This window comes from Geothrix sp. 21YS21S-4 (assembly GCF_030845995.1).
Taxonomy (GTDB): domain Bacteria; phylum Acidobacteriota; class Holophagae; order Holophagales; family Holophagaceae; genus Geothrix.
Map to the genome: position 1 here is coordinate 505,336 of NZ_CP132719.1, position 14,025 is coordinate 519,360.

Below are 14,025 nucleotides of genomic sequence, written 5' to 3' on the forward strand. Positions count from 1 at the left end.
GGAAGCGCCGGCGCGCGCTTTCCGCGCCTCTAGAACCGGATGCCGCCGTAGATGCCGATCTGCACCTTGGGAGCCAGCGACTTGAGCGTGTCGTCGGTGCCCAGGGAATCGTTGTAGTCCTCTTTGGTGAGCGGAGCGGCCGCTTCGAGGCCGATGAAGGGCTTCACCAGCGGCGTCGGGAAGGCGTAGCCCACGTTCACCCGCGCCCAGGGGCGGCCGTAGGAGGGGCCGGTCCCGTGCAGCGTCAGCTTCTCCGACCGGTATTCCACGCCCGCGCCCACGGCCAGCAGGGCCTTGAAGTTGAACATCGCGCCCACGCCCCAGTATTCCTGGCCGAACCGGGTGGCTGAGGTGGCGCCGTTGATCCGGACGTCCGTCTCCGCTTTGGGCTGATAGGCGGCGGTGGCCTGGAAAAGGACCGGGCCCCAATCTACGAGGGCGTAGCCGAACCGAGCGGCCACCACCGTCTTGTCCTGGGGCTCCACGCGGGCGCCCAGTTCCGTGATGGTGGGGTACTGCTGGCGGGAGACGTTCAGGCCCGCCTCGAACCGCTGGGCCGCCAGCGGAGCCGCGAGAACCAGGAGGAGGAGAAACGTCTTCATGGGCGACTCCACGCAGAGAAGCGCACCTTCATCCTAGACGGGTTGCCCGGTCCTGTCCGGGTTTCGGTCGGGCCGTTCCCCTCAGAACCGGATGCCCCCGTAGAGGCCGACCTGGAAGGTGGGGCCGAGGTTTTCATCGCTGAGGGGCACCGCCACTTCCACGCCCACGAAAGGCTTCAGGAACGGCGTGGGCACGGCGAATCCCACGTTGGCCCGAGCCCAGGGCCGGCCGTAGGAATGGGACGACGTGAAGGTGTCCCGGTAGGTGGTCTTCTCGAAGCGGTAGTCCACGCCCGCGCCGAAGGCGAGTCCCGCCTTGAAGGTGAACATGGCCCCGGCGGCCCAGTACTCGTGGCCGAGCTTCGCCGGATCCGGCGCGCCCTTCACCTCCGTGTCCGTCCGCGGCTGGTAGGCGACGCTGCCCTGGAGGAGGATGGGCCCGAAATCTAGGAGGGAGTAGCCCAGGCGCACGGCCGCCACCGTCTTGTCCTTGGGCTCGAGTCGCGGAGCGGCAGTCTGCTCCGTGTAGCTCTGGCGCGAGATGTTCAGCCCCACCTCGAACGTCTGGGCGGCCAGGGGAAGGGCCAGCAGAAGGGGGAGGCAGCGCGTCGACACGGTCAGGACCTTGCGCATGGGGCCTCCTCGGCGGATTCCTGCATCATCGGTTCGGGCGTCCGGTTGGTCAACCTCCCCGAAACGAAGAGATGCCTCCCCCCCGGCGAGCCGTCCGACTTTGCTACCCTCCAAGGATGCGGGCCCACCTGCGCTTTCTGATCCTCGACGATTTCGACCCCGACACGGGGGAGCTCGCCCTGCGGGTGGCCTTCCAGCCCGGGGCCGACCCGGGACTGGAGCTGCTCCGCCTGCGCCTTCACCTGGGAAGGGCCGGGAATCCCATCGATCCCCTCAGCCGGGAGCTGCGGACCCACGTCCAGATGCCCGTTCCCCCGCTCTGGGAGCACGGCCTCAAGACGATCATCCACGCCATCGAGGAGGAGCTGGCGGGCCCGGAAGGGCGCCACGCGCTGCGCTACCTGTGGGTGCGGACCCAGCTCCTGCACCCCGCCGATCCAGCCCGCTCCACGCCCAACCATCCCGTCCCGCGCCAGGTGGAAGTCCTGCGCGACTGGGCCAACCGGCTGGACCAGGAGGGCCAGTCCCTGCGGGCGGCCGAGGTCCTGGACCGCCTGCTGCTCCTGGCGCCCAAGGACGTGGCGAGCCTCGTCTACCTCACCAGTTTCTTCCGCGCCCAGGGGATGGCCGAGGAGATGGCCTCCGTGGCGGAGCGCTGGATCCGCGCGGAGCCCGACCGCGGCGAGGCCCGCCTCCGCCACGGGGAGGCCCTCCTCCGCCTGGGGCGCGCCCAGGAGGCCCGGGCGGCCTTCGAGACGGTCCTGAAGGCCCATCCCATGCACCTCCTGGCGCACGTGGGCATGGCCCAGGCCCTGGGGCTGCTGGGGGGAAATCCCTTTCCCCATCTGGACGCGGCCCAGGAGTTGGATCCCGCCGCCACCGCGTCGGTCCTCCGCGAGACCTTCGACTACCGGCTGCTGGCGCCCCCCGCCGGGGACCGCGTCCATCCCCTGGACGTCCTGCCGGGTCTCCTGGGCGTGTCCGGGGCGGAAGTGCAGGACTACCTGCAGTTCCTGGGGATGCCGAACACGGGCGGCGACGGCGCCGTCCGGGAGTCCGAACTCGCCCGATGGGTGGGCGTGATGAACCGCTACGCGCTCCTTCCGGCGGGGCTCCACTGGTCCGCTCCCACGCCCCGCCACCTCCCCGAACTGCCCTGACCTCATCCGTTGGCAACCGACGGCCCCGTCCCTGCGATGATGGAGGTTTGGCTGGAGGCCCCATGTCCGTCCTGCTCGGCACCGATCTGCCCTTCCCGGTCTTCCGCCGGGGCAAGGTCCGGGACGTGTACGACCTGGGCGAGGAACTGCTGATCGTCGCCACCGACCGGATCAGCGCCTTCGACTGCGTGATGCCGGAGGGGATCCCCGACAAGGGGCGGATCCTCACCGCGGTGGCGTCCTACTGGTTCGCGGCCACGGGCGATCTCGTGCCCAACCACTTCCGCCATTCCCCGGAGTGGCCCGGCGCCCTGGAAGCCCACCGCGACCTGCTGTGCGGGCGGGCGGTGGTGGTGGAGAAGACGCGGCCCCTGCCCGTGGAGTGCGTGGTGCGGGGCTACCTGGCCGGCAGCGGGTGGAAGGAATACCAGGCCGGCGGCGCCGTGTGCGGCGTGGCCCTGCCGGCGGGGCTGCGGCTCGCGGACCGGCTGCCGGAGCCGATCTTCACGCCGGCCACCAAGGCCGAGGAAGGGCACGACGAGAACATCGACTTCGAGCGCATGGCCCAGATCGTGGGACCCGAGCTGGCGGGCCGGCTGCGGGACCTGAGCCTCGCCCTCTACCGGCGCGGCGCGGAACTGGCGGCGCGGAAGGGGATCCTCCTCGCCGACACCAAGTTCGAGTTCGGACTGGGCCGCGATGGGGAACTGGTCCTCATCGACGAAGCGCTCACCCCGGACAGCAGCCGCTACTGGCTGGCCGACGGGTGGGAACCCGGCAAGAACCCGCCCAGCCTCGACAAGCAGTTCCTGCGGGACTACCTGGAGAGCCTGCCCGGCTGGGACAAGCGGCCCCCGGCGCCGAACCTTCCCGCCGAAGTGGTGGAGGGCATCCGCGCCCGCTACCTGGACCTGGCGGCCCGCTTCGGGATCACGATTTAGGCGGCGCTTTCGGGGCTTCGTCCTTCAGGGCGTCGGCGGGTCCCGCCGCGCCCACCCGGAAGCGGGCGGGATCCAGCCACCGCCGAAGCGCGGCGTTGAGCGCTTCCAGGGTGAGGGCCTCCATGCGGGCGGACAGCGCGGCGCGGCCGCGGGCGAAGGCCAAAGCCTCGTCGATCCGCGCCTCCGGATCCAGGGTGAGGAGGCTGCGTCCCGCGGTCCATGCGGCCCGGGCGCGGCGCAGATCCGCTTCCGAGAACCCCCGCTGGCGGAGCGCTTCCAGGCGGCCCATCAGCCGTTCCGTGAGGGCGGCGACGCTGGCGGGCGCCGCGGGATCGCCTTCCAGCGTGGCCACGGCGCCGGCGCTTTCGATCCGCAGGTCCACGGGCGCGAGCAGGGGATCGCCGGGAACCAGCTGTTCGAGGAGGGCCCGCGCTTCGGGAGTCAGCTCCGGGGGCGCCGCGGCCACGGCCTGGACGCGCAGAGGCAGCCCGTCCATCGCCAGCCGCACGGGACCCTGGGGAGGAGGAGGGACGGCGGGAGCCGTAGCGGGAGCCGCCTGGGCGGTCCAGGTGCCGAAGGTGAGCAGGACGACCTGCTTGGCCTGCTCCAGTCCGAGGTCGCCCTGGAGGACGAGCACGGCGCGGTCCGGGCGGAACACGCGGGCGCGCACGGCCAGGAGATCCTCCATGGTCACGGCCTGGAGCCTTTCCGCGCTCGGGGGACGCAGGGCGGGGAGGGGTTCCAGGATCTGGCGCAGGCGCATCGCGGGTGTCGTCGCCTGCCGTTCTCCTTCCTGCCGGGCCGCGACGCGCTGGGCCGCCAGCGTGAACGGATCGAAGACGGCGCGGATCACGCGGTCGCCGAGCAGGCCCAGCGCCCGGTCCTGGTCCCGGCTGCGGGCCACCAGTCGCCAGGAGACGCCGTCCGGTCCCAGTTCCTCCACGAGGCGGATCCCGGCGTTCTCCATCGCTTCGTCCGCGGCGGCGGCCTTGAGGGTGCCCACTTCACCGCGGTCCAGCATCCGCAGGGCCAGGCGGAGCGCTTCGGGCCGCGCCGGCGGCGCGTCTTCGGGAAGCAAGTCCAGATGGAGCCGCGCCCGGAGGAGGGGGCGATCGTGGTCCTCCAGGTGGACCACCCGCAGGCCGTTGGGCAGCGTGAACCGCTGGGGCGCCTCCGCCCGGATCAGGGCCGGAAGCGCCAGCAGGGCGAGGGCCAGCGCGCGTCTCATCGCTTCTCCGCGGGGAGCTGGGCTTCCAGCAGCTTGAGGGTGCGCGCCCGCTCCGCGGGGGTCAGCATCCGGAGCTGCCGCAGGCCCTCGGCCACCAGCCGCTCCCGCTGGGCGAGATCCTCGATGCGCGCAACGGCGAGGGCCTTGAGGATCCTCGTCGCCGCCACTTCCAGGGGATCTTCCCCGCCGGCGGAACCCTGCTGGAGGTGCGCGACGGTCCGGTGGCTGGGCTGGAGCCAGACGCGGGCGGCGGTCTGGACGGCCTCGGGCGCCAGGGTCCGCAGCCGCTGGAGCTCCAGGCCGACGGTGCGCCAATCGCCGGTCTCGGCCCAGCTCAGCCCCAGGATGCGGGCCAGGCTCCGCGGCTCGTCTTGGGCGGCCAGGTAGCCCACTTCCAACTGGGCCACGGCCCGCTGCCATTCGTCCGTGGAGATGGGCTCCTGCTGGAGCTTCAGGATTTCGGTGTCCAGCGCGGCCTCCAGCTCTGCCAGGGTGTGGCCCTCGGCCGGGACGAGGTCCGCCACGAACAGGCCCGGCAGCCGCGCGCCCGCCCCGCCCAGGCGGACCGTCGCTTCCTGGGCGAGCCCCTTCTGTTCCCCCAGCCGGAGCGGCAGGCGGCCGGAGCGGCCTCCGCCGAGCAACTGGGCGGCCATGCGGAGGGCCAGGTGGTCCCGGTGGCTGCGGGGTGGGATGCGCCAGCCCGCGAGGAGCCGGGCGCTCCCGCCGAGCGAGGCCTGGATCCGGCGGTCGCCGAGATCCGCGGGAATCTCGGGGGGAAGGGGATCCTCGACGTCCGCGCCCGCGGGCAGGGCGCCGAAGCTCCGCTCGATCAGGGGCAGCACCGCCTCCATGCCCGCGCCGCCGACGAGGATGAGGGTCAGCCGCCGAGGAACGCAGGCGCGGCGCGCCCAGGCGCGGAGGTCGGAGCGGCGGAGGGCCTCCAGCGCCGGAAGATGGTCCGCCAGGTCGCGGCCGTAGGGGTGGCCGGGCAGGGCCGCGCCCCGCAGCAGGGCGGCCCCCCGGGAATCGCGGTTGCGGAGCGCGCCGAGCAGTTCCGTCCGGGCTTCCGCGAACCGGCTGAGCTGGAGCGCCGTGAGGCGCTGGGCCTCCGTGCGGCACCAGAAGGCGAACGCGTCGGCCGGAAGTTCCGTCTCCGCCAGGAGGGCGTCGGGGCCCGCTTCGGCGCGCTGGCGACCGCCCCGGGCGAGGTAGAGGTCGTCCAGAGGAGACGAGACGCCCCGCGCCCGCAACGCGGCCTGGACCTTCTGGAGGTTCTCCTCCAGGCCCGTGTGCTGGGCGGCGAAGCCGGGATCCTTCTGCTGGCGGAGGCGCTCCTGCCGCAGGGATTCGAGCAGGCCCTCCTCCTGGGTCAGGAGGGCGTCGACGCTGGTGGGGCCCTGGGCGGTTTCGAGATCCTCGGGATAGGTGTGGCCGAAGAGGGCGCGGGCCAGCAGATCCGTGGCGCCCGCCAGGGCCGGGGGCTCCTCCGCCCGCCCGCCGCGGAAGACCAGGGTCGCGTGGAAGGCGGACAGGCCCCGGCGCTCCACCACCAGCAGCCGCATCCCGTTCGCCAGCCGCCGCTCCTGGACGTCCGGCAGGCGCTCCTGCGCCGTCAGTCCCGCGCTGAGGACGAACCCGCAGGCGGCGGCGAGGAACGGGACCGGAAGTCGCATGGCCTCAGGTTAGCCGGGCCCGCGCTATTTGACGCGGATGCTGCCGTTGGTGGTTTCCAGGCGGATCGACTGGCTGCGGCCCGGCACCTTCACGTGGACGTTGTGCTTGGTCAGTTCGATGACCTGGGCCCCGGGGACCTTGACGTCCAGCGAACCGTTGCTGTTCTCGGCCAGCAGATCGCCGGTGGCCTTCCCCAGCTCCACTTCGATGCTGCCGTTGGTGGATTCCAGATGGATGCCCTCGCCCCAGCCGTCGAGGTTGCGGGCCTTGATGGTTCCGTTGGTGGTCTCCAGGCGGATGCCGCCCAGCACGTCCTCCAGGACGATGCGGCCGTTGGTGGTGCTGCCTTGGATGCGGGCGGCCAGGTTGCGCGCCTCGATGGGGCCGTTGGTGGTGTCCACGTGGACTTCGCCCTTCACGTCCACCACCTGGATGCTGCCGTTGGTGGCCTCGCACCGGGCGTAGCCCTCCAGGTGCTCCACGGCCACGGTTCCGTTGGTGGTGCGGAAGTGGCCCAGGACCCTGCGCGGCACCTGCAGGGTCATCTCGCAGCGGGGGCTGACGTAGACCCCGAAGCTCCAGGAGGGCTGCTGGAACAGCGCCTCGATGTCCAGATCCTGCCCCTTGCGCTGGAGGACCAGCTCGACGCGGCGCTTTTCGCTGTCGCGGATCTGGGCGGTGAGGGAGACCTCGTCGCGCTCCCAGCCGGTGACGCGGATCCCGCCGTTGCGGTTCTTCACCCACAGCTTGGAGCCGGGCGCCAGCTTCTCGGTCCGTTGCTCCGTCCGGGAACCCGTGGGCAGATCGATGCCGATGGAGGGTGCCGGAGGCGCGGGCGGCGCCGGGGGCGGGGGGGGAGGCGGCACCTGAGCCAGAAGGGCGCTCCCGGCCAGGAACAGGGGGATCCAGCGGCTGGAAACGGTCATGGGGGACTCCCGTGGGAGAAAGAGCCGGGGCGGGCCCGGAATGAGAAGTTCACGCCTGCGGGGCTCGAACGTTTAGTCACGATACCCTGGAAGGTCCCTCCGGAGCCCCCATGTCCGTGTATATCCTCGCTTCTGCCCGCACCGCCGTCGGGACCTTCGGCGGCGCCCTCAAGCCCTTGAACGCCGTCCAGTTGGGCGCCCTGGCCATCGGGGAGGCCCTGGCCCGCGCGGGCGTGGCCGCCGACCGGGTGGAGGAGGTGGTGCTGGGCAATGTTCTCCAGGCGGGCAGCGGGCAGAACGTGGCCCGGCTGGCGGCCCTCAAGGCGGGCCTTCCCCAGGCCGCGCCGGCGCACACGCCCAATCAGGTCTGCGGATCGGGGCTCAAGGCCGTGGCCCTCGGCGCCCAGTCCATCCGCCTGGGCGATGCGGAACTCACGGTGGCGGGCGGGACCGAGAGCATGTCCAACGCTCCCTACCTGCTGCCCGCTGCCCGGTGGGGCGCCCGCATGGGGAACGCCCAGCTCATCGACAGCATGATCCAGGACGGCCTGTGGTGCGGCCACGGCGATACCCACATGGGCATCACCGCCGAGAGCGTGGCCGCGAAGCACGGCGTCACCCGCGAAGCGCAGGACGCCTTCGCCCTGCAGAGCCAGCGGAAGGCCGCCGCCGCCCAGGCCGCGGGCGCCTTCGACCGCGAGACCTTCACCGTGACCCTTCCCGGCAAAAAGGGCGACGTGGCCTTCAGCCGCGACGAGTACATCAAGACCGACGCCTCTACCGAGGGCCTGGCCAAGCTGAAGCCCGCCTTCCGGAAGGACGGCACCGTGACCGCCGGGAACGCCAGCGGAATCAATGACGGCGCCGCCGCCGTGGTGCTGGCGTCCGAAGCCGCCGCGAAGGATCACCGCCCCGTCGCCCGCATCCTCGGGTTCGCCCAGGCCGGCGTGGATCCCGCGCTGATGGGACTGGGCCCCGTCCCCGCTATCCGGAAGCTGTTGGCGAAGACCGGCGTGAAGCTCCAGGACATCGACCTGTTCGAGCTGAACGAGGCCTTCGCCGCCCAGAGCCTGGGCGTTCTCGCCGAACTGCCGGAGCTGGATCCCGCCAAGGTCAACCTTCGCGGCGGCGCCATCGCCCTGGGCCACCCCATCGGTGCCAGCGGCACCCGCATCCTCGTCACCCTCCTCCATCTGCTCCAGGACGAGAACAAGAAGCTGGGCCTCGCGGCCCTCTGCGTCGGCGGCGGCCAGGGCGTGGCCATGCTGGTGGAAAGGCTCTAAGGTTGGAACCGCGAAAGGTGCGAAAGGGCGCGAAAAAAGAGAAGGCTTCTTTCGCGGATTTCCGCGTCTTTCGCGGTTAGCTTTTTCTCATGATCACCCTCACCCACGTCGGCAAGCAGTACGACCGCATCCACACGGCTCTGACGGACGTGAGCTTCGGCATCGAGGCGGGGGAGTTCGTGTTCCTGACGGGGCCCAGCGGGGCGGGGAAGTCCACCCTGCTGAAGCTGCTGTTCCGGGAGCAGGTCCCGAGCAGCGGCGAGATCCAGTTGGCGGGGCACCGGCTGGCCGCCATGCCGGAGAAGGAGATGCCCCTCCTGCGGCGGAAGCTGGGCGTGGTGTTCCAGGACTTCAAGCTCATCCGCAGCCGCACCATCTTCGAGAATGTGGCCTTCGTCCTGAAGGTCCTGGGCGTGAGCGCCGCCGAGCAGAAGCAGCGCACCTTCCGCGCCCTCAAGATGGTGGGTCTCCAGCACAAGCTGAGCAGCTATCCCCTGCAGCTCTCCGGCGGCGAGCAGCAGCGCGTGGCCATCGCCCGGGCGCTGGTGAATGATCCGCTGGTCCTCCTGGCGGACGAGCCCACCGGCAACCTGGATCCGGACCTCGCGCAGGAGATCATGGCGCTGTTCGAGCGGATCAACGGCCAGGGCACCACGGTCGTCGTGGCCACCCACGACCGCAGCCTGATCCAGCGCATGAAGAAGCGGGTCATCGGCCTCGACCACGGCCGCGTGGCGTTCGACCAGCCGGCTCCCACGAGCCTCGTGACGGTGTGAAGGCGGAAGGCAGGAGCCCGCATTCCGTTACTCTGGAATCCGCGGTCCGCTCCGCCCTTCCCGAGTCCCCATGCCCCAGCCCCTCACCGACGCCCGCTTCGTCACGTCCGCTTCCGACGCCCGGACGCTGGGCGTGTGCCACGCGGAGGTGGCCTTCGTGGGGCGCAGCAACGTGGGGAAGTCCTCGCTGCTGAACGCGCTCGCCAACCAGAAGCAGCTGGCCCGCGTCTCGAAGACGCCCGGTCGCACGCGGCTGATCAACGTGTTCCTCACGGGCCCCGACCGCTGGATCGTGGACCTGCCCGGCTACGGCTTCGCCACGGGCCCGGCCTCGGAGCGGGCCGGCTGGCAGAAGATGGTGGAGGGCTACCTCACGGGCCGTTCCACCCTGCGGATGGTCTTCGTCCTGGTGGACGCCGAGGTGGGTCCCACGAAGCTGGACCACCAGATGATCGAGTGGCTGCGGTCCGAGGGCCTGCCCCATCGGGTGGTGGCCACCAAGGCCGACCAGGTGAAGCCGAGCAAGGCCCTCAAGCAGCGCAAGGACGTGGCCACCGATCTGGGCCTGCACGCCGGCGACATCGCCTGGGTGAGCGCCGGCAAGGGCACCGGCATCCAGGAGTTGCGGCGGGAAGTGGCGGACCTGCTAGGCCTCTAGGGGCTGGACCTTCCGCCGCCGCCAGACCATGAACCGGCCCTCGTGGGCCCAGGGCAGGGCGATGCCGTTGGCCTCGACTTCATGGGTATGGAAGTGGCCGGTGAGGAAGGTCTTTCCGGGATGGGCCTGGGCCGCGGCGCGGAAGGCCTCCCGGGGGAACGTCAGCTTGTAGGCGGCGTTGGTGGTGCGGAGCTTCCGCTCCATCCAGGCGGAGACCTTTCGGGCGGTGCCCGCCGGCAACAGGCGGAACAGCAGCCACACCGGTCCCGAACGGGAGATGAGGTTCCACAGCCGGTACTGCCGGTCCGCCGCGTTGACGAGGTCCCCGTGCTCCCACACCAGGCCCTCCTCTTCCAGCGCTCCGCCGGTGCCCTCGCCCATCAGGTCGAAGCGGGCGGCGTGGGAATCTAGGAAGTACTCGCGGTTGCCCAGCCACAGGCCCACCCAGCGGCCCGCGGCGCGCCGGGCGTCTACCCAGGCGAGGAAGGCCCGCTGGGCGTCGCTCTCCATCCCGGGCAAGCCCACCCACACGTCGAAGACGTCCCCCAGGAACAGCCAGTCGGCATCCGGATGGGCGGCGGCCGCCGCCTCCAGCCCCGTCAGGGTCGCGCCCCAGTGGGGATCGGCCACCAGGATCAGATCCCGGGAGGGATCCAGCCGGCGCTTCGGCCCGCGCCACCAGGAGAGGGCCGCCAGCCGGCGGGTCGTGAGGAGGTGCAGCGAGGCCGCCGCCAGGGCCAGCGCGCCTCCGACGGTGTCCGCCGCCCAGTCCGCGACCTCGCAGGAGCGGCCTGGCACGAAGGCCTGGTGCCACTCATCCGAGGCGCCGTAGAGCGACACCGCGGCCAAAACCAGCAGGTGGCGGCGGTAGATGGGCATCCCCGGGGCGACATGGCGGAGCGCCAGTTCCAGGGCCAGCGCCAGCGCGCCGAAGACCGTCGCGTGGGCGAACTTGTCGAGGGGCGGCGGCAGCTCCACGCCGCCCGGATAGTGCGACTGCGCGCTCAGGTAGAAGATGGCCGCCGCCACCGCCACGGGAAAGAACCACCACCATCGCATTCGCATGCTTCATCCAAGCACAGGTTTTCAGCCCGCAGGAAGAAGCCCTGGCGGAGGAGGCGCGTGGAGGGCCTGGCACGTCGGGCAGTGGCCGCGGCAGGTCCAGGAACAGGGCAGGGCGGGCATGCGGGGCGCGGGAGTACTCATTGCGGGCGCCGGAAGGGCACGATGTTGCCGGCGAGCGGAGGCTCGCTCTCCTCAGCCTCCGGCGCCGCCTCCAGGTCCTCGGCGCGGTAGCTGTTCTCCGTGCCGTTGTCCCAGCGGACGTAGTAGGGGCGGGGAGCGGCGCCCGGTTTGTGCGGGCGGTCTCCGGCGACCAGCACCGTTCCCGGGGTGCCTCCTCCCTGGGCCTGGGGCACGAAGTGGGGCCACGCCCCGCCGTACAGCGCCACGCCGGCGCGGGTGAGCTGCACGCGGTCCCCGGGCTTGAACTCCCACTCCATGGCGACCTCCCGTACGAGCCTACGAAAAAAGGCCCGGCGTGAGCCGGGCCGCTTGGTAGTCCCAAGGGGAATCGAACCCCTGTTCCCGCCGTGAGAGGGCGGTGTACTAACCGCTATACGATGGGACCATCGTCCAAGTTGTGGATGGTTGGGGAGGAAGGATTTGAACCCTCACCTGACGGTACCAGAAACCGTTGTCCTACCATTAGACCACTCCCCAACGAGTGGAAGATCCACTGTATCAGGTGCGGGACAAAAGGCAAGGGGGAGTTCCGCCGAAGGGAGGGGTAGCCTTCGGGAAGAGGAACCACAATGGCCGAACCGATCAAGCTGGCGTACTTCATGGCAGTCAAGGAGGGCGCGAGCTACCTCGGGGGGCTGCTGGTGACGGATACGTCCGGCATTCCGCTGGACTTCCGCTACACGGAGCCGATCACGCCCACGCGCCTGCAGGGAATCCTCTACGGCAAGTCGCTGGAGCCGCACCTGAAGGAAGAGGTCATCCAGAAGACGCTGCTCAAGGAGCTGAAGGCGCAGCCGGACCTGTTCATCGTCGGGCCCGCGGAACTGGCGGGAGGCTGGTCGGGGGATGCGAAGTGGCCGGTGCTCGCGGTCCAGAAGAGCCAGGAACCGCCCCTGGCGCGGGTCGGCGAGGTGTTCCGCGCCGGCGCCCGCGACCTCCTGATCCAGCTCGCCGAAGGCGCCGCTCCCCTGCGCGTGATGTTCGCCGGCTCGGTGGAAGCCGCGGCCCAGGAGCAGGCGGTGCCGAAACTTCTGGAGGCCGGCTATCACATGGATCTTACGGAACCCCTCGAACGCGTGGGGGCGGCGCTGCAGAGCCTGGTGGTGAAGGGAAGCTGATGCTCGGACGGATGAAGGAGGCGATGGCGGACGCCGCCGAGACGCTGCGTCGCACCTTTGCGGGGGCGACGGTGGTGGCGGCTCCGCCGGAGGCCTTCCTCCTCCAGACCCGGGGCTCGGAGATGGTGGGCGCCGTCGGGCGGGACGGACTGGAGGTCCTCCGCGGAGAGGACCGCGCCATGCCGCTTTTCCGGGATGCGGCGAAGGTCGGAGGGCTGGAGCCCTTCTCGGCGCGGGTGGAGGCCGAAGCGGGCTGGGCCCGGTGGGGCGCGGAAGCCACGGTCCTGGGGATGACCCCGCTGGCGGCGGGCCGCGCGACCCGGATGGCGGTGCCGCCCCTTCCTCGCCGCGTGGGCGTCGCGGGCAGGGTGGATGCGCCGGCCCGGCCCGCGGTGGCGCGGCTCCACGAGCCCCTGGCGCGTCCCGGCACCCGGCGGTTGGATCCGACGCTTTCCGGCGGTTCGGCCCTCCGGGACCTGGAGGCCGTGTTCGCCCAACCCATCGCCATCCGGGGCGAGGACATCCAGCATCTGCCCAAGGGCCTGTGGATGCGCTACAGCCTCCAGCTCGTGCGGGAGACCGGCGAGAACGTGCGGAATCTGGAAGTGCTCGGCCTGTTCCGGATCCCGCGCAAGGGCGTGGGCGATCTCCGGCACGACCCGCGCCTGGGGCGGATCCTCGTGCGCCTCGAGCCCAGCGCGGCCGCGGCGGCGCGCGCGCCATTCATCCTGGCGCGGCGAAAGGACGATGGAACCCTCGTCAGCTGTTTCGTGGAGGACCGGTGATGCCGAAACCCGCTCCCGCTCCTGAAGATGCGCCGGGCCGCGCCGGGGTCGCGCCGGAAATGCCCACGAAGATCCGCGCCAAGATGGAGGGAGAGATCCTGCCGGTGCCCGTGGAGTGGGCGCTCGTGGCCTACGCGGGCACCGCCCTCGGCCGCATCTTCCCGCTGCCCGCGGGCGAGGCGCTGGTCGGCCGGGCCCCGCAGGCCCAGGTCGTCCTCCTCGACAGCGAGGTGAGCCGCCACCATGCCCGCCTCGCCCTGGAGGACGGCCGGATCCGGGTGGAGGATCTCGGATCCACCAATGGAACCCACGTGAACGGCGAGCGGCTGCGAGGCGTTCGTATCCTGGATGCGGGCGATCGCCTGGCCATCGGAGGTCACGTCCTCAAGCTGGTGGCGCTGGATTCGCTGGAGCGGGCCTTCCACGAGACGCTGCTGGACCTCAGCACCAAGGACCCGCTCACGGGCCTGTCCAACCGCGCCAGCACGCTGTCGGAACTCCAGACGCGCTTCGGGATGAGCATGCGCTACGACCGCCCTTTGGCGGTGGTGGTGTGCGACCTGGACCGCTTCAAGCAGGTGAACGACACCTATGGGCACGGAGCCGGCGACCTGGTGCTGGCGAACTTCGGGGAGCGGCTGCGCGCCACCCTGCGGGAGACGGATCTGGCGGGGCGCATCGGCGGAGAGGAGTTCCTGATGGTCCTCCCCGAGACCGACCTCAGCGGCGCCGTTCCCTTCGCCGAGCGGCTCCGGCAGGCCCTGGCGGCCGCGCCGGTGCTCCTGCCCAGCGGACCCCTGCAGGTCACGTGCAGCCTGGGCCTGGCGGAGCGCCAGCCGGGCGACGTGGAGGCCGGCCAGCTCCTGTCCCGGGCGGACGCGGCGCTCTACCGCGCCAAGGCCGAGGGCCGGAACCGCGCCTGCCACGGCTGAGCCGACGCCGGGACCCTGGGCTAGACTGAGAGGGATGTGGTCTGCCTTCCGAGCGCTGGAGCCG

15 protein-coding genes and 2 tRNA genes are annotated in these 14,025 nt (G+C 71.3%); 8 read left to right on the forward strand and 9 right to left on the reverse strand.

What is annotated here, in order from left to right; all coding sequences use genetic code 11:
* Positions 1-29: 29 nt before the first annotated feature.
* Together RAH39_RS02415 and RAH39_RS02420 are read right to left on the reverse strand one after the other, a co-directional pair.
* The gene (locus RAH39_RS02415; RefSeq protein ID WP_306591210.1) at positions 30-602 is read right to left on the reverse strand and encodes a hypothetical protein; all 573 of its coding nucleotides are present in this window, start codon (positions 600-602) and stop codon (positions 30-32) included.
* A gap of 81 nt (positions 603-683) precedes the next feature.
* A complete protein-coding gene (locus RAH39_RS02420) occupies positions 684-1,235 on the reverse strand; it encodes a hypothetical protein (RefSeq protein WP_306591211.1) in 552 nt (183 codons plus the stop codon).
* 116 nt (positions 1,236-1,351) lie between these two features.
* Between RAH39_RS02420 and RAH39_RS02425 the strand changes: the two genes are divergently transcribed.
* Both RAH39_RS02425 and RAH39_RS02430 read left to right on the forward strand, forming a co-directional pair.
* Positions 1,352-2,395, forward strand: coding sequence for a tetratricopeptide repeat protein (locus tag RAH39_RS02425; RefSeq protein ID WP_306591212.1), 1,044 nt, complete (start codon positions 1,352-1,354; stop codon positions 2,393-2,395).
* A 62-nt stretch (positions 2,396-2,457) separates the two neighbouring features.
* Positions 2,458-3,336: a phosphoribosylaminoimidazolesuccinocarboxamide synthase gene (locus RAH39_RS02430; RefSeq protein WP_306591213.1), complete on the forward strand. Its 879-nt coding sequence runs from the start codon at positions 2,458-2,460 to the stop codon at positions 3,334-3,336.
* Here the strand turns inward: RAH39_RS02430 and RAH39_RS02435 are convergent.
* The 3 genes from RAH39_RS02435 to RAH39_RS02445 are packed head-to-tail and all read right to left on the reverse strand — an operon-like array spanning position 3,326 to position 7,164.
* Positions 3,326-4,564 carry a M16 family metallopeptidase gene (locus RAH39_RS02435; protein WP_306591214.1) on the reverse strand — a complete coding sequence of 413 codons (1,239 nt, stop codon included), beginning with the start codon at positions 4,562-4,564 and terminating at the stop codon, positions 3,326-3,328. The two genes, RAH39_RS02430 and RAH39_RS02435, sit on opposite strands and share 11 nt — an antisense overlap.
* Positions 4,561-6,237, reverse strand: coding sequence for a M16 family metallopeptidase (locus tag RAH39_RS02440; RefSeq protein ID WP_306591215.1), 1,677 nt, complete (start codon positions 6,235-6,237; stop codon positions 4,561-4,563). Before RAH39_RS02440 ends, RAH39_RS02435 begins: the two co-directional genes overlap by 4 nt.
* Positions 6,238-6,261: 24 nt before the next feature.
* Positions 6,262-7,164 (reverse strand): DUF4097 family beta strand repeat-containing protein, encoded by a 903-nt coding sequence (locus tag RAH39_RS02445; protein ID WP_306591216.1) that lies wholly within the window; start codon positions 7,162-7,164, stop codon positions 6,262-6,264.
* A gap of 110 nt (positions 7,165-7,274) precedes the next feature.
* Here RAH39_RS02445 and RAH39_RS02450 point away from each other — a divergent pair, with 110 nt between their 5' ends.
* The 3 genes from RAH39_RS02450 (at position 7,275) to yihA (ending at position 9,881) form a co-directional block, all read left to right on the forward strand.
* Positions 7,275-8,447: an acetyl-CoA C-acetyltransferase gene (locus RAH39_RS02450; RefSeq protein ID WP_306591217.1), complete on the forward strand. Its 1,173-nt coding sequence runs from the start codon at positions 7,275-7,277 to the stop codon at positions 8,445-8,447.
* An 89-nt stretch (positions 8,448-8,536) separates the two neighbouring features.
* Positions 8,537-9,223 (forward strand): cell division ATP-binding protein FtsE, encoded by a 687-nt coding sequence (gene ftsE, locus RAH39_RS02455; RefSeq protein WP_306591218.1) that lies wholly within the window; start codon positions 8,537-8,539, stop codon positions 9,221-9,223.
* Between the two features lie 70 nt (positions 9,224-9,293).
* Positions 9,294-9,881 carry a ribosome biogenesis GTP-binding protein YihA/YsxC gene (yihA, locus tag RAH39_RS02460; RefSeq protein ID WP_306591219.1) on the forward strand — a complete coding sequence of 196 codons (588 nt, stop codon included), beginning with the start codon at positions 9,294-9,296 and terminating at the stop codon, positions 9,879-9,881.
* On the opposite strand, the gene RAH39_RS02465 is transcribed toward yihA, so the two are convergent.
* The 4 genes from RAH39_RS02465 to RAH39_RS02480 form a co-directional block, all read right to left on the reverse strand.
* Positions 9,870-10,946 (reverse strand): VanZ family protein, encoded by a 1,077-nt coding sequence (locus RAH39_RS02465; RefSeq protein WP_306591220.1) that lies wholly within the window; start codon positions 10,944-10,946, stop codon positions 9,870-9,872. The genes yihA and RAH39_RS02465 overlap by 12 nt on opposite strands.
* 137 nt (positions 10,947-11,083) lie before the next feature.
* Positions 11,084-11,383: a hypothetical protein gene (locus RAH39_RS02470; RefSeq protein ID WP_306591221.1), complete on the reverse strand. Its 300-nt coding sequence runs from the start codon at positions 11,381-11,383 to the stop codon at positions 11,084-11,086.
* A gap of 53 nt (positions 11,384-11,436) precedes the next feature.
* Positions 11,437-11,511, reverse strand: a tRNA-Glu gene (locus RAH39_RS02475).
* A 17-nt stretch (positions 11,512-11,528) separates the two neighbouring features.
* Positions 11,529-11,603: transfer RNA gene (locus RAH39_RS02480), tRNA-Gln, on the reverse strand.
* A 92-nt stretch (positions 11,604-11,695) separates the two neighbouring features.
* Here RAH39_RS02480 and RAH39_RS02485 point away from each other — a divergent pair.
* The 3 genes from RAH39_RS02485 to RAH39_RS02495 are packed head-to-tail and all read left to right on the forward strand — an operon-like array spanning position 11,696 to position 13,961.
* Positions 11,696-12,244 (forward strand): hypothetical protein, encoded by a 549-nt coding sequence (locus RAH39_RS02485; protein WP_306591222.1) that lies wholly within the window; start codon positions 11,696-11,698, stop codon positions 12,242-12,244.
* The gene (locus tag RAH39_RS02490) at positions 12,244-13,029 is read left to right on the forward strand and encodes a hypothetical protein (protein ID WP_306591223.1); all 786 of its coding nucleotides are present in this window, start codon (positions 12,244-12,246) and stop codon (positions 13,027-13,029) included. Before RAH39_RS02485 ends, RAH39_RS02490 begins: the two co-directional genes overlap by 1 nt.
* Positions 13,029-13,961 (forward strand): GGDEF domain-containing protein, encoded by a 933-nt coding sequence (locus RAH39_RS02495; protein WP_306591224.1) that lies wholly within the window; start codon positions 13,029-13,031, stop codon positions 13,959-13,961. The genes RAH39_RS02490 and RAH39_RS02495 overlap by 1 nt, the downstream gene beginning before the upstream one ends.
* The last annotated feature ends 64 nt before the right edge of the window (positions 13,962-14,025 follow it).

What these genes read in the sequence shown, in the direction of transcription:
- RAH39_RS02415 (WP_306591210.1), bottom strand. Translation starts at nt 602, where the DNA reads ATGAAGACGTTTCTCCTCCTCCTGGTTCTCGCGGCTCCGCTGGCGGCC.
- RAH39_RS02420 (WP_306591211.1), bottom strand. Translation starts at nt 1,235, where the DNA reads ATGCGCAAGGTCCTGACCGTGTCGACGCGCTGCCTCCCCCTTCTGCTG.
- RAH39_RS02425 (WP_306591212.1), top strand. Translation starts at nt 1,352, where the DNA reads ATGCGGGCCCACCTGCGCTTTCTGATCCTCGACGATTTCGACCCCGAC.
- RAH39_RS02430 (WP_306591213.1), top strand. Translation starts at nt 2,458, where the DNA reads ATGTCCGTCCTGCTCGGCACCGATCTGCCCTTCCCGGTCTTCCGCCGG.
- RAH39_RS02435 (WP_306591214.1), bottom strand. Translation starts at nt 4,564, where the DNA reads ATGAGACGCGCGCTGGCCCTCGCCCTGCTGGCGCTTCCGGCCCTGATC.
- RAH39_RS02440 (WP_306591215.1), bottom strand. Translation starts at nt 6,237, where the DNA reads ATGCGACTTCCGGTCCCGTTCCTCGCCGCCGCCTGCGGGTTCGTCCTC.
- RAH39_RS02445 (WP_306591216.1), bottom strand. Translation starts at nt 7,164, where the DNA reads ATGACCGTTTCCAGCCGCTGGATCCCCCTGTTCCTGGCCGGGAGCGCC.
- RAH39_RS02450 (WP_306591217.1), top strand. Translation starts at nt 7,275, where the DNA reads ATGTCCGTGTATATCCTCGCTTCTGCCCGCACCGCCGTCGGGACCTTC.
- ftsE (WP_306591218.1), top strand. Translation starts at nt 8,537, where the DNA reads ATGATCACCCTCACCCACGTCGGCAAGCAGTACGACCGCATCCACACG.
- yihA (WP_306591219.1), top strand. Translation starts at nt 9,294, where the DNA reads ATGCCCCAGCCCCTCACCGACGCCCGCTTCGTCACGTCCGCTTCCGAC.
- RAH39_RS02465 (WP_306591220.1), bottom strand. Translation starts at nt 10,946, where the DNA reads ATGCGAATGCGATGGTGGTGGTTCTTTCCCGTGGCGGTGGCGGCGGCC.
- RAH39_RS02470 (WP_306591221.1), bottom strand. Translation starts at nt 11,383, where the DNA reads ATGGAGTGGGAGTTCAAGCCCGGGGACCGCGTGCAGCTCACCCGCGCC.
- RAH39_RS02485 (WP_306591222.1), top strand. Translation starts at nt 11,696, where the DNA reads ATGGCCGAACCGATCAAGCTGGCGTACTTCATGGCAGTCAAGGAGGGC.
- RAH39_RS02490 (WP_306591223.1), top strand. Translation starts at nt 12,244, where the DNA reads ATGCTCGGACGGATGAAGGAGGCGATGGCGGACGCCGCCGAGACGCTG.
- RAH39_RS02495 (WP_306591224.1), top strand. Translation starts at nt 13,029, where the DNA reads ATGCCGAAACCCGCTCCCGCTCCTGAAGATGCGCCGGGCCGCGCCGGG.